Source organism: Agrobacterium sp. 22-209-1 (assembly GCF_053522485.1).
Genome location: NZ_JBNWCH010000006.1, coordinates 193724 through 218580 on the forward strand (window position 1 = coordinate 193724; position 24857 = coordinate 218580).

Sequence of the window (24857 nt, forward strand, 5' to 3'; positions counted from 1 at the left end):
TTCCTCAATAGGCAGGGTCTTTTACTGCTGAAGCACCACCGGTATGTGCACCCCCGCCCGACTTTACGGCATGGATTCGTTCATCAACAAGCTGCATCGTTGATGTATCTTCATTGTGGTGCCAGGTGTAACCATCCTCCATTTTGGAGGCGTTCCAGCTGCCATACCTTTCTTTCATCGCTGTTCTCGCTTGCCCGAAATCGCCATCTCGCGCGGCGTGGTTACCCTGCATATCAGGGATCCGTGCTTCGATGGGCTTGCCGTCCGGGCCTTTTTGGCTGAAGGGCGAGAAATCGGGCTTACCATTTCGGTATTGAACGCCATCCTGTCCATATTCTTTCAGCGCCTTATCGGCCGGTGTCCCCGGTTCAGGAGACCACTTGCTGTTTCCCTGTTCTCCGGCCCACGTCCCCTTCTCCCGGGGAATGTTCTTGTATTTGCCACCATCCTTATACTCGTCGATCTTTTTCTGGCGGCATGCCTTCGTATTGCATTTTCTCAAATCTTCCTGAAGCTTCCGGTAGGCTTCGCCGCGCTTGGAAGCCCAATATTTCGATGCCGCTGCCGACTTTCGTACATGGTCTTCCAGCGCCTTGACCTTGCGCTGGGCGGCAGCAACCTGGCTCATCAGTTTTTCGGCATACCGCGCAATCTTGGTGCCTTTGGCAGCGGCCTTGGCCCCATCACCCCAGACGGGAACGAGACCGACCAGATCCAGACCGGCATCTGCCCAGTTGCCGGTCCAGGCGTTTCCAATGGCGCTCGCGACATCCACGACACCGCCCACCACGGGGATGGACGAAGCAGCCAGCCAACCCGCTTCTTTCGCGATTTCTGTATAGCGCTGGTTCAGCATGTCCAGATCACGACGGGCCAGCTCAAGCTCGCGTGTATCCGGGACATTGACGAGGTCATCGAGGTGCTGGCTCATTGAACGTCTCTCGCCCTGGCAGCACGTTCACGCTCGAACTCCTCCTCGATGTCGTCATAAGGGACGCCGAGAATGTTGTTCTTCATATATTGCGGGAACCAGAAGGCATTGTCGCTCCGCGCAATCGCGTTCCCTTCCTGGCTCATGGTCGGTTCAAGGTTACAACGCTCGATGCGCTGTTCCTCAGTCTGGTTTTGATCGGCAAGGATGGATTTATAAGGTTCGAACATAAAGAAATCCGGCCCGATCCGCCACATCAGAACAACGAAGTGAATCTGATAAATCGGGTCGGAAAAGCCGAAATGCTCCGCATAGCGTCTGCCCCAGCGTGTCATTTCGGTAGCCTGGGGCGACCCCGCCATATCAGCGAAACTGGGTAGATGCTTTGGCATCACTTCTTTGGTGAAATAATTCGTAAAATCGTCGTCATCGTGCAGCATCGCATTCATCTGACGCGGATCGAATTCAATGATCATGATAATGCCCTCTCAACTGCCGTTGCCTGACCTGTGCCTTCGGAAGGCAAAACGATCTCACGATGTACAATGCCGTTTCCAAAGCGGAACCTGAGGAATTCTCCCGCCTTCAGGTCGTTTTCACAATAAAAACACTCAATTCCGTTGAAAAAAATAGTAGCCTGCTCTGATGTTAGAACTGGCAGATATTGGCGCAACGTTCGTGGGTCGTAATAACGAAAGAAGTGAATAGTCCCCTCACTATCTTTGACCATCGTAAATTTCCTCAAATGTCGGACGATATCTTCCAATGCATGCGACGTTCGCAGAAAAATTGACCAGCGTTTGCCAAAGCCATTGTCGATGAGCCATTGCAACACGCTTTCGTCAGATGTCATCTCTGCAACCCAAGCCGTATCGTCTCCGAACTCCTCAAGCGCGTTGCCTCTGTAAAGACATGCAACTTTGTCCGTCATGGCTTGAAGTGCTGGTGGAATAATCATGGGCGCCCGGGACGCATCGACAACGGCATAAAGGCGAGTAGTTTCCCCACTCCCCTGCTCCTCCCGAAGTTTGGAAAGAACTTCCTGCCTCTTCTCGCTATTGAGTTCCACGCCAACCCCTACTTCTTCGAGCAGTCTTCAGCAAAAGGTTTGTTCGTGCTTTTGCCGGCGCTGCCCCGCTTGAAGTTCACAGCATTTGCTTTGACCTCGAACTTGGACGCCTTGATAAACACCCCGTTTTTGTTGATCTCGATGACACCGCCGGGCGCCGCAAGCACTATCTTGTCGCTGACGACCACCGTGTGATTTTCAGTTTGCGTAAAAATGGCTTTGCCAACGCTTATTTCGTAACGCTCTCCAACGGTTGTCTTCTTTGTCTTTCCGACGCTCTCCAGCGACGTCTGGCCTACATTCGTAACCTTGCTGACCCCGATCTGTTCAGCCCGCGCCACACCGACGCTATCGGATTTGAACGTGCTGACGATCGTGTTCATGATGCCCGGCAGCGGAAACAATCCCGAAGCATCGGAACCGACGCCCGAGCCGGAACCGGCGAGCGCCGTACCCGCATCCGCCCGCGGGCTTGGGCCGGAGACAACGCCCTCCCGCGATGAAAGACCGCCAGCACCAAGGAAGCCGAGTGCGGATGAGGCGAGTGTAGTGGCAAAGGCCGCGACACCCGGGCCACCGCCGCCGGCGATCTGGGCGGCCTGCGAAAGCAGCCCCGCCGTCTGCCCGGAGAGCGCCTGCACGCCGGCCATGGCCATCATCGCCATCGGCCCCGTGCCGCCGACGACGGTGTTTACCGAGCCGCCGATCTCGTGTTTCTGGTTGCCGGAAACTTCAACCGCACGGTTGCCACCGACCGATGCGACCTCGTGCCGGTCGATGCGCTTGGTCCGGTCATTCAATACCCGCGTCGTCTGGTCCTTCTGTGCGTGGAAGAACTGGTTCTCCTTGCCGGCCTCATCCTCGAAGGTGATTTCGTTGAAACCGTCGCCCTTGTGGCTGTTGGAGCGCAGCACCATACGTGTCTTGTTGGCGGGCAGGTCGTAAGGCACGGAATTGGCCGGATTGTTGACCACGCCGATAACGAGCGGTTTGTCCGGGTCGCCATCGACAAAGGCGACCATCACCTCCATGCCGATGCGCGGAATGACCTGCGCACCCCATGTGCCGCCGCCCCATGCCTGGCTGACACGCACCCAGCACGTATCCGTGCCATCCTTCTTCGCCTTGCGGTCCCACGGGAACCACAGCTTGATGCGGCCATATTGGTCAGGATGGATTTCCTCGCCTTCAGGTCCGGCGACAATCGCCACCTGCGTGCCTTCGATGCGCGGGCGTTTTGTTGACCGGTGCGGCGTCAAGGGAACGCGGGCCGGAATTGCCTCGAAGTGATTGCGATATTCCGGCTCGTTGCTGTTTGTCTCATAGGAGAGATCGACGATGCTGTGGCTTGCCCTGATGATCACATGTTCTTCGTAAGCATGCTCTGGATGGGCAACCTCGTAAGGCGTAAAACGGCGACCGGCTTCCAGAATGCGCGAGGTCGATGAACCGAACACCCGGTCATGATCGGCCTCAATGGCCTGGGTACGCAGTTTTTGCGCGCGCTCGGCCTCTTCCACCGTCCTGATGCGGGCCGGATATTCGTAGAGCTCGCGCTTCGTCGCATCCGGCATTTGCACCAGCGATGGCGTCATCGTGCCCGGCACCATGCCCGGCGTCTCGAAATTCCAGTCCGCACCCGCACGCTGGCCCGAGACATAGGAAAAACGCCGCGCCCAATCGTTGATGTGGTTGCGATCCGACGACCCCTGCGCCAGCCGCACCGTCCCCTCCCCCTGCGCGGCCGGTGATGGCCCGAGCCAGCCGCTGGCGCTATCGGCCACATGCAGCTTGTGGGAACCATCCTCATGGCTGAACCAGTAAAACAGGCCGTCCTCTTCGAAACGGCGTGTGAGATAATCGAGATCGGTCTCATTCCATTGAACACTGTAGTGCTGTACAGGCGGCGGCGAGATGATGCCTGACGTATCGGGGGCGGGAATGCCATGTTCGGAAAACAGTGTCTCAACGATCTCGACCGCCGTCTTGTCCATCCAGATACGGCAATCGGAACGACGCGACAGAAGCCACATCTGCGGGCGGATGGTCATGGCATAGGAGCGAAAGCCCCGAGTGATAGGCGGACCCTCATGCAACTCGGTAACCAGGCCGTTGAAGGGGCGGCGCACGCCGCTGCCCTCTTCGCCAGAGCCCTGTTGCACCTCGACTGAAACATCGACCAGCCGTCCGATCAGTTCCTCAGGCTTGACCGCTTCTTTCTTGGCCCGCACTGTCAGGCGAATGTCGAAGAGCTGCGACACGCCTTCCTCGACCGTCAGACGCTCCGGAAGAAGCTGGTCCTCGCCCAAAGGCGACTTGACCTTCAGAACGCGGCTCGCCTGAATGAAATCAGACGGCGAGGGCTGGTCGCTCATTGTCTATCTCCGCAATGTACAGAATGAGAAGCGGCATGCATGGGCTATCGCCTTCAACTATTGCTGATCGTGAAGCGAGGGCGCTCGGCGCCGTCACTCATCACCTGAATTCGTTCGTGCCAGAAAGAGAGCCAAGGGTCTCCATGCTCGAACTTCCGTCAGCGTCGCTCCCCAACCAGATAAGCGTATTGGAGTTTCGTTGCATAGTTGGTCGTCACATCCATCTTTGGGCCAAACATCACATCCGGGGTAAGAACGGTCCCGATCTCTTTCGCCGTGGGTGCGGTTCCGAGAAGATATATGTCTCTCGATAAGAACATCTGATTGCCGAACGAATTAGCGACGGCATAATTCACCTGCAAGGCGAACGCACTGTGCCGGTGCTGCAGCAAAGCCTGGCCAATCTTGGTTTCATTTGCTCGCAGCCACTTCCGCAACCAGACGGAAATTGCGCCCTCGTTGAGAGCGGCGGCAGCCTGGCTGAACACGGCTGCCGCCGCTCCACCGACAGCTGCGCGCTGATTGAATTGCCTCGGGCCGTCGGGAAGGCTCATATACGAAAGATCGGGTCCTCGACCCATCTTCTGAGGTGCCAGGACTTCGTCCTGCCGAACGGGACGGACGGTGAAACTGTCTGTAGAAACGGAAAAATTAGGCATTCAACACGCCTCCCTCTGGACGACATAACGAAAAATGCGGCACCGTCAGCGTTACGAGCTGTTGGTCCGCAAGCCCGGATATATGGTCCGGTGCCCGCTAAGGCACCGGACCTTTGTCATCAGGCGGCCTTCGTCGTCGCCAGATCGTAAGAGGCGATCATCGGAGACTGCGGCGAGTTGTTGTCGTCGAACGGCGTGTACTTCACTTCCATCTTGGTGAAGTTGAGCTTGATCGTTTCCACCGGACGGTCACCGCTGGAATCCACCGAGTAGCTGGCGATAAGCGTGTTCGTCAGCAGATACTCGATATAGGTGTTGCCGGGATTGCCCGTGGTCACCAGATGGATGGTTGCGAGCTTGCCAGTGCGGCCGGCGCAGGCTTCCTGAAAAAGCTTGGTGGAAGAAGAATCGCTAACCTTGGTCAGAATGACTTCCGAGATCGTCGGCTCGGATGCTTCGCGGTTTGCAGCAGAACCAGCAGAGGTGTTCATGTTGCGGGCCACGTTCCAGTGAATGGCTTCAATATCCATCCACTTGCGGTGCTCCTCATGCGTGGCGTCGCCCTGGATACCGTCAATCTGCAGATAAATTGGCATGCTGTAAGCTCCTGTAGCTGAAATGACCTCTTGCTCCGAGGCCGAGTTACCCTTCGTTTAATGCCGCATGCGTCGGGTAGCCCCATCCGACGCGGCAACTTTATCCACCCCAACCTCTTCGGTTACGGCGAATTCATCTGCTTCCCCAGCCTCTTCGGCACGAATGCCGAACCCGTTTTCACCAAAATCGACAATGATCGTCCCGACACGCTCTCCCGCGATGACCTTCTCGAGGAAAAAGCTGGAAAGAGGCGGCAGGAGATCCCTGCCGATCATGATTTCGATGGCGCGTGCGCCGATTTCACTTGCACCGGCACGCGCCACCAACGCGTCGCGCGCGGCATCGGAAAGGGTCAGGTCGGCGCCGTATATTGCGAGCACGCGTTCCCTGATCTTGCCGATCTGCATATCCACAATCCTTGCGAGTTCTTCCGCACCGAGCGGCATGAAAGGCAGGATGATCGTGCGCCCGAGGAATGCGGGCTTGAACTGTCTGGTCAGCTCCGGCATCAGCAGCGCTTCCAGCGCCTCGCCTTCCGGCATCGTATCCGGATCGGCGGAAAGCGCGGCCAGCAGTTCCGAACCGGTATTGGCCGTCATGAAGATCGTGGTGTTCTTGAAATCGACGTCGCGACCTTCGCCGTCGCGCAGCACGCCCTTGTCGAACACCTGATAGAAAATATCCTGGACGCCGGGATGAGCCTTATCGATCTCATCGAGAAGGAGAACGCCGAACGGCCGGCGGCGAACCGCTTCCGTCAACACGCCGCCTTCGCCGAAACCGACATAACCGGGCGGCGAACCGAGAAGCAGCGAAACCTTGTGCTCCTCCTTGAACTCCGACATGTTGATCGTCGTCAGATGGCTGTTGCCGCCATAGAGCAGATCGGCGAGCGACAGCGCCGTCTCGGTCTTGCCCGTTCCGGACATGCCGACGAGGAAGAACACCGCAGGCGGGCGGCGTGGATCGGACAATCCGGCACGGGCGGTGCGCATGGCATCGGCGATGCGGCCGATTGCAGCATCCTGCCCCACGACTCGCTGGCGCATGCGCGCATCCAATGTGCGCGCGCTTTCGATCTGGTCGGCCAGAAGCTTACCGAGCGGAATTCCGGTCCAGCGCGATACGACGGATGCAATCGCTTCACGATCGACCATCGTCGGCACTAGTCTTTCGGCATTTGCCGGTTTGGTCTCAGCCGCAGGCCGCAGGCGCGACACATTCGACGCGCCGGTTTCAACGGGCTGCTCTTCGCTGAGTTCAGCCATTTCCGCATCGTAACGGCCACGCAGATCGTCGATCCCGCTCTCAAGCTTCTCGACTTCGTCGCGTATCGACTGGATACGGCCCTGCATCTCGTCATCCTGCGGTTCACGCAGGAGCCAGTTGAACTCATCGGTCAGAAGACGCCGCTCGCTTTCCATGGCGCGCAGCCGTTCCGGCAGGGTCTGCCGCGCCAACGAAACGGCCGCCGCTGCCGTATCGAGAAGGCTGACGGCCTTGTCCGGCAATTGCCGCGCCGGCATGTAACGCGCCGACAATTGCACTGCCGCCACAATCGCCTCGTCACGAACGATAACGTTATGATGGCTGATGAAGCTATCGGCGACACCGCGCAACATGCGGATCGCGGTCGTTTCATCCGGCTCGCGCACATGCACGGGCTGGAAACGACGCGTCAGCGCCGCATCCTTTTCGAAATATTTCTTGTATTCGCTCCAGGTCGTAGCCGCGACGGTGCGGACTTCGCCGCGCGCGAGAGCAGGCTTGAGAATATTGGCTGCATCGCCCTGTCCGGCCGCACCACCGGCGCCGACAAGCCCGTGCGCCTCGTCGATGAACAGGATGACCGGCTCGGCCGAGCGTTTTACCGCATCGATCACGCCATGAAGACGGCGCTCGAACTCACCCTTCACGCCGGCACCGGCCTGCAGCAGCGAAATATCGAGGTTCAGCAGGCGAACGTTGCGCAATTTTTCCGGCACATTTCCGGACGCGATTTCGAGCGCCAGCGCTTCGGCGACCGCCGTTTTGCCAACCCCGGCTTCACCCACCAGAATGGGATTGTTCTGACGACGACGCGTAAGAATATCAACGAGTTGGCGCAATTCATCATCGCGCCCGATCACCGGATCGACCTTGCCGTTCCGGGCGTCGGCGGTCATGTCCTGGGTGTAAAGACGCAGAAAATCGTTCTGGCCGGCGGCCGGCGCGGCGCCCGCCGTCGCGGAAGGAACCTCTCTTCCGCTGCTGTCTTCAACCGAACTGCGAAGGCGTTCGAGAGCCGCGCGATCCATCGCCTTCAGCGACGGAAATGCCGAGCGGACAAAAGAGCGGAGCGAGGTTTCCTCGTCCATCGCCAGAAGCAGATCGCAAAGCGTCACGCGGTCGCGCCCGGCCTCCAGCGACGCGAGAACCCATGCCTCACGGCCCACCGTCAGAATGTTCTGGGAGAGCGACAATGCCTCTCCATCGCCGATAACAGCCTCTTCCAGGCTGCGGTCGATTTCCGTCTGTAATACCGGAAGTGGAATTTTTAATTCTTCGAATGTTTTCGCATAGATGCCGGCATCTACAACCGCTAGAAGCCAATGCGGGATATCCACGTACCTGTGCCCCATACGCACCGCAACAGAAGCCGCAGCTTCAAGCGAGACACGCAGGTCAGGCTCAAGCGCTTCAACGAGGCGATTGAGATCGATATGCGACATGCAATGAGCCTCCTGCCCGGGTTCATTCCACAACGTGACGTGGAATAACTATGATGATGAAACCGGGTTGTCCACCCCGAAGTTTATTTTTTATCGAGTTAGATTAGGTGGTAGGCGCCACAATTTAGACACATTTTGAATAAGTCTGTCTTAGGAATAGCCTTACGTAAGGGAAGTAACTACAAAAAATCAATTACTATTTTCTGGGGATAAACTGCTCTTGAACGCGCCGCATGTTAAAAGAGATACAGAATTTTTTGGCGATTGCGGAGAAAATATCCGGATCGATTCAAGAACGCGTGAAATATACTACAGAATTAAGGATGAAAGAAATCAGGCACGCACAGAAGAGCGTGCCACGTCCCCACAGGATAACTTAAAGATCTCCAGTAGCTGGGACAGTGTCAGCAATCTTGGATTGCAGATTATATATTCCGAAAGCAAGGACATAGAAATATTGGCGTGGCTTGCCGAAGCAAGCCTGCGGCTGCGCGGCTTTCCTGGACTGCGAGAAATCTATGAGCTTTGTGGCGATCTTTTCTACAACCATTGGGACTCATTGCGCTCCATCAGCGATGATAATGATGAGGAAAAATTTGCACCTTTTGCGGGATTGAACGGCATCGGCGCCGAGGGGACGCTTGTGCAGCCGCTTCGGCTTGCGCCGCTGATCCCCGGTAGGAAATTTGGAGAGCACAGCCTCTGGGATTTCCAGCTGGCGCAGCGACCGAACGAGAGCAAACGGCGCGAAGAACTGTATCGGCTCGCATCAGAAGCAGGCGTTGCCGCCATGTCTTCCCATCTGGCCGAGGTAAATGCCTGCCTCTCCTCTTTTGATGCCATCACGGCCGTCCTTTCCGAACGTTGCGGCCAGGCCGCCCCGCCGAGCTCCAATATACGCAACACGCTTATCGAAGCGGCTGCGGCGCTTCGCACGCTGGGTGGGCGCGACGAGGAAACGGCACCGCTCGAACGGGCTACGGCTGCGGCTACCAGTACGGATGAAAGCGGCCAGCCCGCCATGCGGACATCCGCAACTTCTCCGGAAGGCATATCTTCACGCGATGAAGCGTTTGAAACTCTTCTTTCGGTTGCGCGTTACTTTCGCCGGACCGAACCGCATTCGCCGATTTCTCTTTCCATCGAAACGCTGGTTCGCAGGGGGCGCATGGATTTTTCCGAACTGCTGGCGGAGCTTCTGCCCGAGGCACAGGCCCGCAATGCCGTTCTGACGGCCGCCGGGATCAAGCCCGGCGGAGACAACAACGGAAAATAACGATGCAAGGGACGGAGACGCCGTCCCGTAACAGTCAGCCATGCCAAGGGGCATCAAGGAGGTTGAAATGGCAAGTGTACACGAAAAGCTGGAACGGGTTCGCAAGCCCCGCGTCCACATCAAATACGAAGTCGAAACCGAAGGCGCGATGGTGGTCAAAGAACTACCCTTCGTTGTCGGCGTTCTCGGCGATTTCTCGGGCAATCCGACCCAGCCGCTGAAGCCGTTCGGCGAGCGCAAATTTGTTCAGATCGACCGCGACAATTTCGACGAGGTGATGCGCCGCATGACGCCTGGCCTCAACATTGCCGTTGCCAACACGCTGCAAAAAGACGGCACGGACATGCAGGTCAACCTGAAGTTCGAAAGCATGGACGATTTCGAACCCGGCGCCGTCGTGCAGCAAGTTCCCGCCCTCAAGGCGCTTCTGGACGCCCGCAACGAACTGCGCGACCTGTTGTCCAAGGCCGACCGCTCGGAAGATCTGGAACGGCTGCTGGAAGATATTCTGCAGAACAAGACCGACCTCGCAACGCTGGTTTCCGAACTCAAGGAAAAGAACGGCGCGAGCGAATAATCGCCTGTGCGGAGGAAAACCTCCCCGAACGGCCCCGCTCCGGGGCTTCAACTGTTCAAGCGGCATTTAAAAGCCGCATGTGGAAGGACTGAAACATGAGCGCTGAAAGCCTGCTGAAAAGCGAAGCCCAGGCAACGACCGCCGAAGATCAGGGACTGCTGTCCAAGGTGGTTGCCGCAACCCGCCAGACCGAACCGGACCGCGCGCAGAACCTCCTGCGCACGCTGACAGACCAGGCGCTGAAGGGAACGGTCAAATATGACCGCAACCTCACCGTCACCCTCAACCATGCGATTGCCGAGCTGGACCGGACCATTTCCGAACAGCTCGCCGCGATCATGCAGGCGCCGGAATTCGCGAAGCTCGAAGGCACCTGGCGCGGGCTCAACTATCTCGTCAAGAATTCCGAGACGAGCGTCAACCTGAAGATCCGCGTCATGAACGCCGGCAAGCGGGAACTGGCGCGCGATTTGGAAAAGGCCGTTGAATTCGACCAGTCCCGCCTCTTCAAGGCGATCTATGAAGACGAATTCGGCACCCCTGGCGGCGAGCCGCTCGGCGCGATCATCGGCGATTACGAATTCGACAATTCCTTCGACGACGTGCAGTTGCTGCAGGGTGTCTCGTCGATTGCGGCGGCCGCTTTTGCGCCGTTCATCGCGGCGGCCAGCCCGCACATGTTCGGCTTCGAGGATTATCGCGATCTTGCACGCCCGCGCGATCTGGAGAAGATTTTCGATACGGTGGAATACGCCAAGTGGCGCAGCTTCCGCGAAAGCGACGATTCCCGCTTCGTGACGCTCGCTCTTCCGCGTGTGCTGGCGCGCATGCCCTATGGCCCGAAGACCAACCCGATCGACGATTTCGCCTATGACGAGACCAAGGGTGCGGTGAATGGCGACCTTCAGCATGACGAATATTGCTGGATGAACGCCGCCTACGTCATGGGCACCAAGCTGACCGACGCTTTTGCAAAGAGCGGATGGTGCACGGCGATCCGCGGTGCGGAAAATGGTGGCCGGGTGGAAAATCTGCCCATGCACGTCTTCTCCAGCGATGACGGCGATCTTGATCTGAAATGCCCGACGGAAGTGGGCATTACCGACCGTCGCGATGCTGAACTGGGCAAGCTCGGCTTCCTGCCGCTCTGCCACTACAAGAACACAGACTATGCAGTGTTCTTCGGTGCCCAGACCGCGCACAAGCCCAAGCTTTACGACAAGCCGGAAGCCACGGCCAACGCCGCCGTTTCGGCCCGCCTGCCCTACATCATGGCCACGTCGCGCTTCGCGCATTATCTCAAAGTGATGGGCCGCGACAAGATCGGCTCCTTCATGGAAGCGTCCGATTGCGAAGTCTGGCTCAACCGCTGGATCGCCAACTACGTCAACGCCAATGACGAAGCGGGTGAAGAAAGCCGGGCGAAATATCCGCTGCGCGACGCCAAGGTGACCGTGCAGGAAGTGCCGGGCAAACCCGGCGCCTACAATGCGGTCGCATGGATGCGGCCCTGGTTGCAGATGGAAGAACTGACGACCTCGCTGCGCATGGTCGCGCGTATTCCGTCCAAGAACTGAACCTGGACCGGGGTGGTCCGCCACCCCGGCCCCGTTCGTCACCCGGAGCCCGCTCATGGCGCATCAGTCCTTTCCGGACGCCCGCATTTTTGCCGATCAGCTCATCGCCCTCATCGACGATGCGCTGACCGGTCAGGTTAACGCCATTCTCCATCACCCTGATTTTCAGGCGATGGAAGCGAGATGGCGCGGGCTTGCCATGGTCGTTCGTGAGGCTGGCCGCGGCGCCGACGTTAAGGTGAAGCTGCTGAACGCCAGCTGGCGCGATCTTGCCCGCAACACGGAACGGGCCACCGACTTCGACCAGAGCCATCTTTTCGAAGTCGTCTATAATCGCGAATTCGGCATGCCGGGCGGCGAGCCGGTCGGCCTGTTGATCGGCGACTACGCCTTTTCCCCCGATGATCTTCAGGGCGCCGATTCCATCACCACGCTGTCACAGATCGGCATGGTGGCTGCGGCCGCCTTCTGCCCCTTCGTCGCAGCGGCAGCACCTTCCGCCGTCGGCCTGCAGAATTTTTCCGAACTCAGCCGAGTTCACGACTTTTCCTCGCTGAAGCAGGACAAATCGCGGCTTCGCTGGCATGCGCTTCGCGCACGCGACGATTCCCGCTTTGTCGGCCTTGTTGCGCCGCGCGTTTTGATGCGCTCGCCATACAGGCCCTACGCGCGGGGGCGCGATGACGGATTTCCATTCCGCGAGCATGTGGCGGAAAGCGGCGAGACCCTGCTTTGGGGCAACGCCGCTTTCGCCTTTGCAACGGTGGTCGTGCGCAATTTCGTCGATTCCGGCTGGTTTGCGGATCTGCGCGGTGTGACGCAGGATGCCGTGGATGGCGGCATGCTCTCTTCCCGGCAATTGCCACCGCTCGATCTCGGCATCGAAAGCAACGGCCTATCCGCGCAGCCGCCCGTCGAAGTGCAGCTGACGACCGGGCAGGAGCAGCAATTTTCCGATCTCGGCATCGTGCCCGTCTCCACCACCTATCTCTCCGGCATGGCGATCTTCAACGCCAACCAGTCCCTGCATGCCCCCGGGCATTATTCCAGCGAAGCCGCAAGACAGAACGCCCGCCTCGCGGCCATGCTGCAATATGTGCTGTGCGCCTCCCGGTTCTCGCATTACCTCAAGGTCATCATGCGCGACGATATCGGCCAGCTGAGCGATGCCTCGACGATAGAGCGCAAGCTGGAAGGCTGGCTTTCCTCCTACACGCTTGGCAATGACGATGCGGAAGCGGCGCTGCGCACGCGCTACCCGCTGCGCTCCGCCGGGATCAAAGTTTTCGAGGTTCCCGGCAAGCCGGGAACATTCTCCTGCACCGTGCGCCTTCAGCCGCATTTCCAGCTCGATGACGTCTCCACGAGCTTCCACCTCATTGCCGAAACCGTGATGCCGCCCGCCGCCGCATCCCGGTCTTCAGCCGAGCCGCAAAGGATATCCGCATGACACTGCGCGACGATATTTCCCACCTCCTGGACGACAACCGGCTGCAAGACGCAATTGGGCTCGCGCGGGACCATGTGAAATCAAAGCCGACCGACAAGGATGGCCGTCATTTCTACATCGACCTGCTGGTCCTTGCCGGCGACTATGAAAAGGCCGATGCACAGTGCAATCTCGCCGCAACATTTTCGCCGCAGGACAGCGTCGGTTTTTCCCTCTTTCGCCACCAGCTGCGCGCCATGGCCGCGCGCAATGCGTGGTTCGAAACCGGCGCCGTGCCGGATTTTCCCGGCGGTCCGTCCGAACTCGACCAACTGGCCATCCGGGCGAATATCGCTGCACGCAGCGGCGATGCGGATGCCGCCAGAACCGCACTGGCTGAACTCGATGAAAAACGCGGCAACGTACCAATCAGCCGCAACGGCAAGACCGCCGGCGATATTCGCGATCTGGACGACCGGATTCCGCATGCGCTGGAAGTGCTGACCAATGGCGGTCGCTACCTGTGGATCGATTACGATCGGATAGAAAGCCTCATCATCGACCCGATGAGCCGCCCGCGCGACCTCGCTTTCCGCGGGGCTGAGCTGACATTGCGCGACGGCGCGGTCGCATCCGTGCTGCTCCCGGCGATCTATTACGGTGCGAAGGACGATGTCGGCCTCCTCCTCGGCCGGGAAACCCGATGGAGCGAAGATGACCGGCCTCTGGCAACCGGGCAAGGCCAGCGCTGCCTGCTCATTGGCGACGATGTGGTGCCGTTCCACGAGATCGGTTCCCTTTCCGCCGCCTCCGACGATGAAAGGCAGATCGCCCGTGGTTGATCCACTCGAGCAATATCGCGCGCGGCAGAGAACGCTGTCACGCTCCGTTCTGGACCGGCTTCTCGATGACGCGCCGGATGCGGAAACGGATATGCTCGTCAGCCTGAAGGATCAGGCACGCGAGATGCGCGAGGTGATCCGCCGCGATCTCGAGGCATTGCTCAATACCCGCCGCAACCCCGCCGGCCCGCCGGCAGCGCTGAAAGAGCTTACCGATGCGCTGGTGAGCTATGGCGTGGACGGCATTCTTTCGGCCAATCTGGTGACGGATGCCTCCAAGGCGCGGCTCGCACGCAGCATCGAGCGACGGATTTCCCTGTTCGAAACCCGTCTTGCCGATGTGCATGTGACGATCCTGAAAAACCGCACGGATGGCGACCGGGCGCTTCGCATGCGCATACAGGCAAGTTTCCGCCTTCAGGAAGGCATGCCGCCGATCAGCTTCGAATCCCGGATCGATCCGTCAACGCAGCTTTTTCTGGTGGAGGCGACGAATGGCTGACGGCTTTCTCGAAAAATACAATGACGAACTCTTCGCGCTGCGAAAACGCGCATCGCGTTTCGCGGCGGCGTTTCCGAAGATTGCCGGCAGGCTGCGCATGACGGGCGATGTCGCCGACGATCCCCATGTCGAACGGCTGATCCAGAGCTTCGCCTATTCCGCCGCCCGTGTGCGCCAGAAGCTGGACGACGAGTTTCCGGAACTGTCGGACAGCCTCTTGGAAACGCTCTACCCGCATTATCTTGCGCCGATCCCGTCCATGAGCGTGGTTCAATTCACCTCAAGCACGGCGCTCGCAACCGTGCAGACACTTCCCCGACACAGCGAAATCCTTGCCGAGCCGGTAGGTGGTGAAAGCTGCCGTTTTCGCACCACGCAGGCAGTGGAAATCGCGCCGCTGCAAATCGCAGCCGCAACGCTGTCCGGCCAGCCGATCGACGCGCCTTTTTCGGCCTCGTTTACCGGCGCCGCCAGCTGCCTGCGGCTTTCGCTGCGCAGCACGGCGCCGCGCGGCGGCACTTTCCCGGAAATGGGCCTGACGAAGCTTCAGGTTTTTCTGTCCGCCGCATGGCAGCAGGCCACGGCGCTTTACGAGCTTTTGACCAATCATTGCGTGGGCATGGCGCTTGCGCGGCACGCCGAGGACAAGGAAGCCATTTTCCTGCCCGCCGGCAATCTCACGCCATCGGGCTATACCCGCGATCAGGCCATGTTGCCCTATCCGGCCAACAGTTTTGACGGATACCGGCTTCTCACCGAGTTCTTCGCGCTGCCACAGAAATTTCTCTTTCTCGACATCGACGGGCTGGACAAATGGAGCGGCGGCGACTGCGAACTTTACATTTATCTGGATGCAGCGGACACACAGCTTGAACGCATGGTATCGGTCCGGGATTTCGTGCTGAACGCCTCGCCGGTCATCAACCTGTTCAAACAAAGCTGCGAACCGCTCAGCCTCGATGGCACGCGCACGGAATACCGGCTGCTGCCAGATGCACGGCGGCAGCGGACCCGCGAAATCTATGCCGTCGAAAACGTTCAACTGACAAGCCGTTCCGGACAGACGGAAAAGACCTCCCCGTTTTTCGGCCGCACCCAGCGCAACAACGGTGCAAACGTTTTCTGGCAGATACAGCGCCGTTTCGACGACGATGGTTCTTCCGATACGGACATCGCCTTCGTCGATCAGAAGCGCGGACCGCTTGGACCGCTCGACATGGTGGCGAGCATCGATACGCTGTGCATCAATCGCGAGCTGCCAAGCCAGCTTCCCTTTGGCGGAGGCCACCCCTTCCTGCAGCTTTCTACCGGTAACGAGGCTATAAAATCCATCCATGCGCTAATGCCGCCGACCGCGGCGATCCGCGTCAACGAGCGCTCGGCGCGTGAATGGCGGCTGATCTCGCATCTCCTCCTCAACCATCTCTCCCTCACCGACAGCGGCGGCGCGGCACTGAAGGACATTCTGTCGCTCTATTCCTTCAGGGACAGCCCGGAGACCCGGCAGCTCGTGGAGGCGATCAGCAATGTCGAGGCGCAGAATTCCCATGCCCGGATCGGCTCGGCCATGGTGCCGGGAACGGATATCACCGTGGAGTTCGACCCCGCGCTGATCGCGCGGCCTGCCGCATTTGTGTTCGCCAATGTCCTCAATCATTTCTTCGGGCTCTACACCTCGATCAACAGTTTCACGCGGCTGACCGCGACGATGCGCGGCCACTCCAAACCGATTGCCCGCTGGCCGGCCCGCGCGGCCGACCGGCCGCTGCTCTAGGAGACCGGGATGGAACAGCAGACGCCAACCATGAAAGACCGGCAGGCCGCGCTTCTCAGCGACGATCCCGGCCGTTTTGAGCCCGCCACCGCGTTTCGCGTCGCCCAGCTGGTTTCGGCGGATGATGGGATTGTCGTCGGCGCTCATGGCGGAACACAGCCGACCCCGCTGGCGATCAGCGGTTTCAACCGCAAACGCGGCCAGGCCGAACTGAAATCCGCCTTCGCGCCCATTGTCGGGCCGCTCGGTTCGCTGCCGCCGGTCTATGGCGAATTGCTGCAGCGGGAAGAGCGCAATCGCTCCGGCGCGCTGGCAAGCTTCTTCAATCTGTTCTCGGCAAGGTTCAGCGAACTGTTTGTATCCGCGACGGAAAAATACCGCCTCGCAAGGGGATTGCGCTGGTCGGCCGAGCAGCGGGAGAACGGTTTTCGCAAAACCCTGCTTGCACTCACCGGGTTCCGCACAGCCGGTCTGGTGGAAAAGGCAGGCGTGAGCGAAGATGCGCTCCTGCGTTTCAGCGGCCTTCTGGCCGGCCGTAACCGCAATGTTTCGGCCCTGACCTCCATGCTTTGCGAATTCACGGGACTTCCGGTGAATGTCGAGCAGTTTCGTCGGCGATGGGTGGCTTTGCCGCTTCACGAACAAAGCCAGCTCGGGCAGGCATCCGGGCTGAGGCTCGGACAAAACACGACGGCAGGAAGCGCTGTCGAAGATATGAGCGGCGGCTTCCGGATCGTGATCGGTCCCGTCGCCTATGCGGATTATCTGGCCCTGACGCCCGGATCGAAGCGGCTTACGGAGATATTTTCGCTGACACGCCTGTTCGTCGGAAGCGCCTTGCATTTCGATGTGCAGGTGATCCTGAAAAAGGAGGACATTCCCTTTTGCCGCCTCGGCCAGTCCGATGCCCCCGCCCGCCTCGGCTGGAACAGCTGGGCTCGTGTGGCGCCCGCAGAAAAAGACAGCGCCGATGCTGTGGTGACCGAGCGGGAAGGCTCGGCGATTTCCGCGTGAGGGCATGAACATGAAGCTTGCACTCAAGGACACACGAAATATCGGAGCCGCAAGAGCCAGTCAGTGGAGCTTCGAGCGCGGCCGCCGCGTCATCGGCCGGTCTCGCGATTGCGACTGGCAGATCGACGACAATGAGCGGCGCGTTTCCAAGCTGCACTGCACGCTCAGCCGCGATGGCGAAGGTTTCACGATACTGGACCAGAGCGCGAACGGCACGCTGGTCGATGGCCGCCTGCTTCTGGAAGGCGAAAGCGCGCGTCTCCGCGACGGTTCGCAAATCAACATTGGCGGGCAGGTTTTTCACGTTGCCATCAGCGGCGATGCCGAGCTGGATTTTTCCGATCCCGATGCTTCCCTGCGCATGAGTGACGAGCCGCTGACCATTTCGGCGATACTTGCCGACATCGCCCCGAATGGCCGCTCGGCCGGCGGCGTGTTGGGCAACACCGCCTCCGCCGACGACTGGTCCGAAACATGGCGCGAGGGCACGAAGCGGAAGGCGAAATCCATTTCGCGAAATGTCGAGATCGGCTGGAGCGAGCCGCCCGCGGCGCGTAGAACAGGCACCGTTCTGCCGGATAACTGGGACGAGGAGCCGGTTGCAAGCAGCGAGCACGAACATACCGACGCCCTGAACACGCCGGTGATGATCTCTCGTCCGGTTTCGGCCTCAGGTAACGAGGATTTCGACAGCGTTTTCCCGGAAACGGGTGAAGACCTGACACCAGAGGATGCATCGGCTGCGGGCGCTTCGACTGCGCAGGAGATCGGCGATCTTCTGACCGTGCTGGAGCAGGAAAGCGCCGATTGTCTGGCCATTCTCGACATTGAAGGCGAGAGCGCCGGCCACGGTTCGTCAGCCTCCCTGAGCGAACGGATGGAAACGCTCATCCGCCAGCAGCGGCGGCTCGCCGCCTCGCTTGAAACGCTGATCCATGGCTGCACGCAAAAACTCGAGCCGAGGCTTCTCGAAGCCTCTGTCGATGCCGGCAACGATCTTCGTGCCAAAATCGAGCGCCGCGACTGGCAGGGGCTGATCATGAAGACCGACTACTGGTCCACTTACAAAAAGCAATTTGAGGAAAACGGCCGTCCATTGCCGGTCAGGCAGTTCCTGCAGCGGGCAGCGCGCGGTGAGGCCGCGCCCACGCAGGAACCTGACGCGATAAAGGCCCATGCAAAGGGGGTAAACAACCACGATGAGACATGAGAACCGTGTTGCCTGGAGCGAGGGCATGTTTCTTCGCGTTCAGCATTTTCAGCAATCCGACCGCTGGACCGAACGCTTGGTGCGCAACGCCACACGCAACCTCTCGCCTTATCCGTGGGGCATCGCCGAAATCGGCGTTGACCGCAGCGCGTTGTCGATAGGTCAATTCGCCCTGTCGAACCTGCGCGGCGTTCTTCCCGATGGAACGCCCTTCGAAGCGCCTGAAGATGCCGACCTGCCGCCGCCGCTCGATCTCGACGAAAGCGTCAAGAACGCCGTTATCTATCTCGCCCTGCCGGCCCGGCAGCCGGGCAAGGCGGATATGTCCGCCAGCGGCCGCAACGATGCGAACAATGTGCGCTTCACCGCCTCCAGCTATGAGGTCTCCGACACCAATATCGAGACGGATTTCGTGGCGCCCATCGATGTTGGCCGTCTTAGCCTGAAATTCCTCAAAACCGGCGACGATCTCTCCGGTTACGATCTCATCGGTCTTGCAAGGGTCATCGAGGTCCGTTCTGATCGCGCGGTCATTCTGGACCCGGATTTCATTCCTCCGAGCCTGAGCTGCGCGGCGGCACCCCGCCTCAACGAATTGCTGACGGAGCTTCTGGGGATCGTGCGCCACCGTGCCCAGGCAATTGCCGAACGCATCGGCGATCCGACGATAAGGGGAACGGCGGAAGTGGGCGATTATTTCCTGCTGCAAATCCTCAATCGGGCCGATCCGCTGCTGGCGCATCGCTGCGCCAACGCCACGCGCTTTCACCCCATCCGTTTTTACGAAGACTGCATCCAGCTTGCCGGCGAGCTTGCAACCTTCACCACGGACAAAAAGCGGGCGACGGATTTCCCGCCCTATCGGCACGAGGACTTGAAAGCCACCTTCGGGGCGGTTTTCGACGATCTGCGCACATCGCTGTCAGCGGTCCTGGAACAGGCAGCCGTGGCGATCGAACTGGTGGAGCGCCGCCACGGCGTCCGCGTCGGCACCATCCACGATCGCACGCTGCTGCGCGATGCCGGCTTCGTGCTTGCGGTGCGCGCGGATATGGCCGCCGAAGACATTCGCCGCCGTCTGCCGGCACAGATCAAGGTCGGGCCGGTGGAGCGGATTTCTGAACTGGTCAATGTGGCTCTGCCCGGCATTCCAGTGCGCTCCCTGCCGGTCCTGCCGCGGCAATTGCCCTATCGGTCCGGCACCGTCTATTTCGAGATCGACACGCAATCGCCCCTCTGGAAGCAGCTTGAGACCTCCGGCGCGATTGCCCTGCATCTGGCAGGCGAGTTCCCCGGACTTGAGATGGAAATGTGGGCGTTACGCGAATGAGCAAGGAAAACCCCTCCTCCTGGCAGGATTTGCCAACGGTGGTCGAAATCACCGAGGAAAGCCGCCGACGCAACCAGAACGCCCGCAACATGGCGGCGATCCTCGAAGACATTGTCGAAACCGACGCGCCGGCCGGGCAACCGAAGGCACACGCGGCCGCCATGCCGGTCGATCAGCTGCTCTCCGGTTTCCATTTCGGCGGCGGCGATGTGCCGACGCTCGTGCAATCGGCCGCTCCCCTCCTCAACCTCGCGCATCTGCTGCGCTTCAGCGATGCGGAGCCGGATCCCGATCAGCTTCGCCGCGCCTGCATTGAGGCGATCACCCGCTACGAGCGCGATCTCGCTTCCGCCCGCATCAGCCCCGAGCGGGCAAGAGCGGCGCACTATGTCGTCTGCGCCACGGTGGATGATGTCGTTCTGAGCAAACCCTGGGGCGTGCGGGCAGGCTGGGCGCGCTCCGGCCTTGTCTCCACCTTCCACAACGATGTCACCGGCGGCGACCGGGTTTTCGACATTCTCGACCATTTCCACCAGTCGCCCGGCGCCAGTAAGGATCTGCTGCTGCTGATCTATCTCTGCCTGTCGCTGGCTTTCGAAGGGCGCACCCGCGTTTCGCCAAAGGGCGCGCTGGAGCTTTCGCGCATCCGCGACAGCCTCTACAAGACGCTGATTGGCCAATACGGCACCTTCGAACGGGAGCTTTCGCCGCACTGGAAAGGCGTGGAAGCCCGTCATACGCCATTGCGCACGATGGCCGCGCTGTGGACCCTGCTGTCCCTGATGGCGCTTGCCTTTGCGCTTGGTTATCTCTTCTTCACGCTGTCGCTCAACAACGCATCAGATGTCACATTCGAGAGGCTCGCCCATCTCCCACCGAACGAGACGCCGAGCGTGCTGATCGCAAGCCCGCCCCAGCCGCCGGCGCTCGTCGAAACGCCCAAGGTCGTGGAACCGCCGAAGCCGTTGGAACCACGGCAACCCTCCCGGCTTGAAAAGCTGATGGCCTTCCTTCAGCCGGAAGTCGAAAAGAAGCTTGTCACGCTGGCGGATGTAAACGGGCGGCTGCGCATTCGCATCAACAATTCGGGCCTGTTTTCCACCGGCAGCGCCGATGTCAGCCCGCAGTTCCGCGATCTCATCCAGCGTATCGGCGGCGCGCTTGCGGCTGAGAAATTCCGCGCCGTTGTCATCGGCTATACCGATACGGTGCCGATCAAGACGGTGGAATTTCCGTCCAACTGGCACCTTTCCGAAGCCCGCGCCAAGGCCGTCGGGGACATTCTTTCACAATTCACCGGCCCGGAGGCGATCCTGACGGAAGGCCGTGCCGACAGCGACCCGATCGCCGACAACAAAACGGAGGAAGGCCGCCAGATCAACCGCAGAACGGAAATCATGGTCCTGACCAATCCCGATGAAAAACTGAGCGACGCCGGCATTCTCTCGCCGACCATCCAGAACAGTTCGGGACAGCAGTCGCAAGAGGCACAGCCATGAATCCATTGAGCTATTTTTATACGATCCGATCTTATGTCGAGAGCTATGCCGCTCTCATCGGCCGCCGTTTCCTGTCGCTGTTATGGGTGGTCGCGCTCTGCATCGTCATCTGGTTTTACGGCTATCTGGTCGCGCTGGGTGATTTCAAGCCCTTGGGAACGACGCAGGCCCGGCTCATCGCCATCGGCATTGTTCTCGCCATCTGGCTGCTTTATATCTCCATCACCATTTATCGCGGGCGCAAGCAGGACAAGGACCTTGTCGACAGTATCGAGCGCGAAGCCCTGGCCAACCGCCAGGCCGAGGTCGGCGAGATCCAGATGCGTCTCAAGGAAGCGCTGGCGCTGCTGCGGCGGGTCACGAAAAAGCGTTTCGGTTATATTTACGACCTTCCCTGGTACGTGATCTTTGGCGCACCCGGCTCCGGCAAGACGACGGCGCTCACCAATTCCGGCCTGCAATTTCCGCTTGGCGATGCGCTCGGCGAAAACGCAGTGAAGGGCATTGGCGGCACGCGTAACTGCAACTGGTGGTTCGCCGACGAGGCGATATTGATCGATACCGCCGGCCGTTACACCACACAGGATGACCTCGATGGCTCGTCGAAAGCCGGCTGGGAAGGATTCCTCGGCCTTCTGAGACGCTATCGCCGCTCGCAGCCGATCAACGGCGCGCTGGTGACATTGTCCATCCCCGATCTTCTCACCCGCGATCCCGAAGAACAGCGGCAGGAACTGCGCTCCATCCGCCAGCGGCTTTCGGAACTGGATGAATATCTGCACGCCCGCGTTCCGGTCTATATCGTGCTGACCAAGGCCGATCTGCTGCATGGTTTCGTCGAATTCTTCGACGGTTTCAACAAGACCGACCGCCAGCAGGTATGGGGCACGACCTTCAAGCTGGATGAGAGCTATACCGCCGAGGATCTGCCGCAACGCCTGACGGAAGAGTTCGAACTGCTGCAACAGCGGGTCGATGCGATGCTGATCGAGCGCCTGCAGCAGGAGCAGAATGCCGAGACGCGCGGCCGCATCTTCCGCTTCCCCGCCGAACTCGCGCGGCTGAAAGACCGGCTCCATGAGGCTCTGACCGAACTTTGCGCACGGTCCCCGCTGATCGAAGCGCCGCTTTTGCGTGGCGTTTATCTCGCTTCGGGAACGCAGCCGGAAACGGAAAGGTCTCCCGCAGCGCCCCGAACCCGCCGAAGCTACTTCCTGTCGCGGCTTTTCAAGGATGTCATCTTCCCCGAAGCCGCGCTGGTGATGCGCGACAAGCGCCTTTCCGGACGGCAATTGCTGGTGCGACGCATCGCCTATGGTGTTTCGGCCGCAGCAGTCGCCATCGTCTTCACCGGCTGGATTTTCACCTATTTCGCCAATACACAGGCGCTTGCCGAAGCGGATCGCAAACTTGGCGCTTATGAACAGCTTGTTCAGGGCATTCCCGTGCGCGATGTTTCAGACGCCGATTTTCTCCGCATCCTTCCCGCGCTCGACAATCTGCGCGATGTCAATTCCGGCTTTGCCCGCGAGAGAGTGTGGAACGTCAGTTTCGGGCTCGATCAGGAAGGCAAGATCGTGGGACGGCAGCGCGACGCCTATCAGCGCGCGCTCAATGCCCTGCTCCTGCCGCGCATGATCGTGCAGCTGCAGAAACAGCTCAAGGATGAAAAGGATGTCACGCGCACCTTCAATTCGCTGAAGCTCTACGGAATGCTGGGCGGCATGGGTGCGCTGGACCCCGATTTCCTGACCGTGCAGACGCACCAGATGTTTGCCTCCCTCTATCCCGGCGATGGAAGGGCGGCGGCGAGAGAAGCGCTCGACCAGCATGCAAAAGCGCTGGCGGACGGCGTACTCGCCCCGATTGAGCTCGACGCACGGCTCATCGCAACTGCCCGTGAAACCATTCGCAACCAGGCTGTCGGCACGCGCGCCTATGATATTCTCGCCGGTCTTCCGCAGGCGCGGGAATTGATGGAATGGACACCCGCCACGGCCTTCGGCCCGCTGGGAGAGCGCGCCTTCGAGCGGCGCAGCAAAGCGCCGATGGCGGAAGGCATCGAAGGTCTTTTCACGGCGGAGGGATATCGCAGCGTCGTCATTCCGCAGATCGCCCATGCGGCGCGCATCGCACTTTCCGAAGGATGGGTGCGCGGTTCCGATGATGCACTCCGTGGCGCAACCGTCGAGCAGGTGGCGCAGGCCGCGCTGCAAATCTATTTCGACCGTTTCGAGAAAAAATGGGCCGATACGCTGGCCGACCTTCGGGTCAAGCCGTCCCAGACCCTTGGCGACGCGGTGGAAACAACCCGCGCGCTTGCCAATGAACGCAATATCGTGATGGAGGCTGCCAGATCGATCGCGGAGGCGACCGATCTGCGCCCCGGAGCAGACCCCGCCGCCCTCGCCTCCGCCGCTGAAGACGACGCAACATCGGCCGTTCTGGCCGCCACGGTGAACGCAGCCGATCCCTATGCGAGACTGCGGGACATGCTGGCGGCGAAGGGCGCTGCCACAACGGGCGAGCAGGCCAATGGCGGCAAGGCCGGAGGTTCGCCATCGGAACAGTTGCTCGCGCATTTCAAGATGTTGAACGAGCAGCTTGCCCGTTCGGCAACCACCTCCGATGAAGTCGCCAAGGTGTTCGACGTGGATAGTCAACTCACCAAGGCCAATCAGGATCTGTTGCAGCAGGCCCGTGAATTGCCGGCGCCCCTCGATGTGTGGGTGGCGGGTGTGGCGGCTGATGTCGGCTCGCTTGCGGTCAAATCCGCCCGCAGCCGCATTGCCGAACTCTGGGCGGCCGATGCGGCATCCCTTTGCTCTTCCATCGTGACCGGGCGTTATCCTTTCGACAGGTCATCTTCCCGCGATGTCGCCATCGCGGATTTCACCCGTCTCTTTGGGCCGACCGGTGTTTTCCAGTCCTTCTTCAAACAGCGAATGGAAGCCTTTGTCGACAAGACGACCAACCCCTGGAGCTGGAAAGGCACCTTCGGCGCCGCAGGCATTCCAAGCAGCGCCGTTGCCCAGTTCGAAAATGCCGACAAGATTTCGCGCGCCTTTTTCCCGAACGGCAGCGAGACGCCGGCGGTGTCTATCAATGTCAAACCCGTTTCGCTCACCAATGCCTCCAGCGCGGTGATGCTGGAAATCGAAGGCGAGCGTGTGGTTTATTATCACGGCCCCATTCAGGCGAAATCGATCACCTGGCCCTCGCGCGAAAACACGGCGAGCCTGTCGCGCATCGCTTTCCAGCCGGGCGGCTGGCAGCAGGCGAAAACCGAAAACGGCGACTGGTCGCCATTCCGGCTGTTCGACGGCGCCGACATCGAAAACCAGTCGGGCGATCTGCTGCGGGTGCGATTTGCAAATGGCGGGCAGGCTGCCGAATTCGATATTCAGTTCGGCTCAGTTCTCAACCCGTTCAGGCTGGACGCCATCGCCGGCTTTGCCTGCCCCGCGCAATTTTAGCAGCGGGGC

Annotated in this window: 19 protein-coding genes; 12 read left to right on the plus strand and 7 right to left on the minus strand. The window is 60.0% G+C overall.

The window, feature by feature from the left end:
• Positions 1–4 precede the first annotated feature (4 nt).
• The 7 genes from ACQZ48_RS15510 to tssH form a co-directional block, all read right to left on the minus strand.
• Positions 5–931, minus strand: coding sequence for an HNH endonuclease (locus ACQZ48_RS15510; RefSeq protein WP_448728987.1), 927 nt, complete (start codon positions 929–931; stop codon positions 5–7).
• Positions 928–1407, minus strand: a complete 480-nt coding sequence (locus tag ACQZ48_RS15515; protein WP_448728988.1) for a hypothetical protein — start codon at positions 1405–1407, stop codon at positions 928–930. Before ACQZ48_RS15515 ends, ACQZ48_RS15510 begins: the two co-directional genes overlap by 4 nt.
• On the minus strand, positions 1404–2000 hold the full coding sequence (locus ACQZ48_RS15520) for a DUF4123 domain-containing protein (RefSeq protein WP_448728989.1): 597 nt from the start codon (positions 1998–2000) through the stop codon (positions 1404–1406). Before ACQZ48_RS15520 ends, ACQZ48_RS15515 begins: the two co-directional genes overlap by 4 nt.
• A gap of 8 nt (positions 2001–2008) precedes the next feature.
• Positions 2009–4375, minus strand: coding sequence for a type VI secretion system tip protein TssI/VgrG (tssI, locus tag ACQZ48_RS15525; RefSeq protein ID WP_448728990.1), 2367 nt, complete (start codon positions 4373–4375; stop codon positions 2009–2011).
• Positions 4376–4533: 158 nt separating this feature from the next.
• Positions 4534–5034 (minus strand): hypothetical protein, encoded by a 501-nt coding sequence (locus ACQZ48_RS15530; protein ID WP_077983120.1) that lies wholly within the window; start codon positions 5032–5034, stop codon positions 4534–4536.
• 119 nt (positions 5035–5153) lie between these two features.
• A complete protein-coding gene (locus ACQZ48_RS15535; protein ID WP_003504561.1) occupies positions 5154–5630 on the minus strand; it encodes an Hcp family type VI secretion system effector in 477 nt (158 codons plus the stop codon).
• 57 nt (positions 5631–5687) lie between these two features.
• Positions 5688–8342 (minus strand): type VI secretion system ATPase TssH, encoded by a 2655-nt coding sequence (gene tssH / locus ACQZ48_RS15540; RefSeq protein WP_149148321.1) that lies wholly within the window; start codon positions 8340–8342, stop codon positions 5688–5690.
• Between the two features lie 220 nt (positions 8343–8562).
• On the opposite strand from tssH, the gene tssA reads away from it, so the two are divergent.
• The 12 genes from tssA (at position 8563) to tssM (ending at position 24848) form a co-directional block, all read left to right on the plus strand.
• A complete protein-coding gene (gene tssA / locus ACQZ48_RS15545; protein ID WP_443387920.1) occupies positions 8563–9618 on the plus strand; it encodes a type VI secretion system protein TssA in 1056 nt (351 codons plus the stop codon).
• A 67-nt stretch (positions 9619–9685) separates the two neighbouring features.
• Positions 9686–10195 (plus strand): type VI secretion system contractile sheath small subunit, encoded by a 510-nt coding sequence (tssB, locus tag ACQZ48_RS15550; protein WP_077983123.1) that lies wholly within the window; start codon positions 9686–9688, stop codon positions 10193–10195.
• Positions 10196–10290: 95 nt separating this feature from the next.
• A complete protein-coding gene (gene tssC, locus ACQZ48_RS15555) occupies positions 10291–11772 on the plus strand; it encodes a type VI secretion system contractile sheath large subunit (RefSeq protein ID WP_173991473.1) in 1482 nt (493 codons plus the stop codon).
• Positions 11773–11827: 55 nt separating this feature from the next.
• On the plus strand, positions 11828–13222 hold the full coding sequence (tssC, locus tag ACQZ48_RS15560; protein ID WP_448728991.1) for a type VI secretion system contractile sheath large subunit: 1395 nt from the start codon (positions 11828–11830) through the stop codon (positions 13220–13222).
• Positions 13219–14043, plus strand: coding sequence for a type VI secretion system accessory protein TagJ (locus tag ACQZ48_RS15565; RefSeq protein ID WP_448728992.1), 825 nt, complete (start codon positions 13219–13221; stop codon positions 14041–14043). The genes tssC (ACQZ48_RS15560) and ACQZ48_RS15565 overlap by 4 nt, the downstream gene beginning before the upstream one ends.
• The gene (tssE, locus tag ACQZ48_RS15570; RefSeq protein ID WP_077983194.1) at positions 14036–14545 is read left to right on the plus strand and encodes a type VI secretion system baseplate subunit TssE; all 510 of its coding nucleotides are present in this window, start codon (positions 14036–14038) and stop codon (positions 14543–14545) included. The genes ACQZ48_RS15565 and tssE overlap by 8 nt, the downstream gene beginning before the upstream one ends.
• Positions 14538–16319 (plus strand): type VI secretion system baseplate subunit TssF, encoded by a 1782-nt coding sequence (gene tssF, locus ACQZ48_RS15575; RefSeq protein ID WP_077983127.1) that lies wholly within the window; start codon positions 14538–14540, stop codon positions 16317–16319. Before tssE ends, tssF begins: the two co-directional genes overlap by 8 nt.
• Before the next feature lie 9 nt (positions 16320–16328).
• Entirely contained in the window at positions 16329–17333 is a 1005-nt protein-coding gene (gene tssG / locus ACQZ48_RS15580) for a type VI secretion system baseplate subunit TssG (RefSeq protein WP_448728993.1), read from the plus strand.
• A gap of 4 nt (positions 17334–17337) precedes the next feature.
• Positions 17338–18543, plus strand: coding sequence for a type VI secretion system-associated FHA domain protein (locus tag ACQZ48_RS15585; RefSeq protein WP_448728994.1), 1206 nt, complete (start codon positions 17338–17340; stop codon positions 18541–18543).
• Positions 18533–19873, plus strand: a complete 1341-nt coding sequence (gene tssK / locus ACQZ48_RS15590) for a type VI secretion system baseplate subunit TssK (RefSeq protein ID WP_137411869.1) — start codon at positions 18533–18535, stop codon at positions 19871–19873. The genes ACQZ48_RS15585 and tssK overlap by 11 nt, the downstream gene beginning before the upstream one ends.
• Positions 19870–21372 (plus strand): type VI secretion system protein TssL, long form, encoded by a 1503-nt coding sequence (gene tssL / locus ACQZ48_RS15595; RefSeq protein WP_077983130.1) that lies wholly within the window; start codon positions 19870–19872, stop codon positions 21370–21372. Before tssK ends, tssL begins: the two co-directional genes overlap by 4 nt.
• Entirely contained in the window at positions 21369–24848 is a 3480-nt protein-coding gene (gene tssM / locus ACQZ48_RS15600) for a type VI secretion system membrane subunit TssM (protein ID WP_448728995.1), read from the plus strand. Before tssL ends, tssM begins: the two co-directional genes overlap by 4 nt.
• Positions 24849–24857 lie beyond the last annotated feature (9 nt).